This window comes from Dyadobacter sp. (assembly GCF_051859145.1).
GTDB lineage: Bacteria > Bacteroidota > Bacteroidia > Cytophagales > Spirosomataceae > Dyadobacter.
The window spans coordinates 6,604-7,327 of record NZ_JBHYGF010000216.1; the positions used below are offsets into that span (position 1 = coordinate 6,604).

The window sequence follows — 724 nt, forward strand, 5'->3', positions numbered from 1 at the left end:
GCTCGGGTTCTTCTGGTTGTTGTACAAACCGCCCGAACCGACCTGCGCGCCTACGTCCACGCGCGAAGTATCCCAGATCTGCACCTGCGGGGTACCTCTCAGGTAAACGCCCGCGTCCCCGTCTTTCTGGATTTTCCAATCCACGTACATTTCAAAATCTCCATACTGCTTTACAGTAGCAAGATTATCGCCGTGCCCAGAAAAAACGAGCTCGCCATCTTTGGCATACCAGCCTTTTTTCATGATTTCGTCCGCCTTTGCCTGTCTCGCTTTTAATGTATCCGCGCTCATTTTGCCACGGGCGATCGGATTTTCAACCAAACCTTTCCAGCCGGATAAGTCTTTTCCATTAAACAAAGAGACAAATCCTTCTCCTGTAGGTAGTTCAGATAAGTGTTTCTTGATTGCTTCTTTCTGGTAATCGCCGTCTTTCAATGCTGCGATTGCTTTGGTGATAATTTCGCGCACTTCCGTGCCATAAATGTCTTTATTGGCCAATGCAATGCTGGTTACGGCTTGTGCAGCAGCTTGCTGGGTAGCCGGTTGATCCAGGTATTTTCCGGCAAACAGCAGTGCATTGAACGTGCGGTATCTTGCCAATTCTTTCAGAATCGCTTCTTTCTGCGCGTCCGTCTTCGCCAGGTTCATCGCCTCACGCAGCATCAAAACTTTCACTGTCGGCGTTTTTGGAGATTTGGCAGCGGCGGCGAGGTAGCCTGTAAAT

Annotated in this window: 1 protein-coding gene; it reads right to left on the reverse strand. The window is 49.6% G+C overall.

Features of this window, described 5'->3' with window-relative positions; translation table 11 throughout:
• A partial coding sequence (locus ACTIE6_RS13550; protein ID WP_439557146.1) for a 3-keto-disaccharide hydrolase occupies positions 1-724 on the reverse strand: 724 nt, incomplete at both ends.